The following is a 488-nucleotide window of genomic DNA, read 5'->3' as shown; positions in this document are numbered from 1 at the left end:
GGACTTCCTGGCCACGGCGCGTGCCCGCCCGCAGGAGGAGACCGCCGCGGCCGTGGAGCGCCTGACCGCCTGGGCCCGCGACGTGCGCAGCCAGCTCGCCGCCCATGACGTGGTCCTCACCCCCATGCTCGCCTTCGCACCCCCGGAGATCGGCCACTTCACCGCCCTGGAGCCGGAGGAGAACTACGCGGAGCAGTGCCGGTTCACCCCGTACACCTCCATGGTCAACGTGCTCGGCCTGCCCGCGGTCTCCGTCCCCGTCCTGCGGGACGAGAAGGGCCTGAGCTGGTCCGTCCAGCTGATCGGCCGCCCCGGCACCGAGACCCAGCTGCTCACCCTGGCCACCCAGATCGAGGCCTCCCGCGGCTGAGCCGGCAGGACCGGCGGAGGCGAGGCGCCGTCGTCGGGGAAGGCACGCCCGGCAGACCCCGAGGGCGAGCGCTCAGTCCACCGGCAGGGCGGCCAGGTGCCCGGCGAAGCCGCCCGGG

General features: G+C 75.0%; 1 protein-coding gene. It reads left to right on the top strand.

From position 1 onward, the window contains the following. The coding region (locus tag AC2W7A_RS13355; RefSeq protein ID WP_485991769.1) for an amidase family protein at window positions 1-370 on the top strand (370 nt) is incomplete at its 5' end. Between the last annotated feature and the right edge of the window lie 118 nt (window positions 371-488).

This window comes from Micrococcus sp. LASM2_SD2 (genome assembly GCF_057364565.1).
This window is presented reverse-complemented; position numbering and strand designations above follow the sequence as displayed.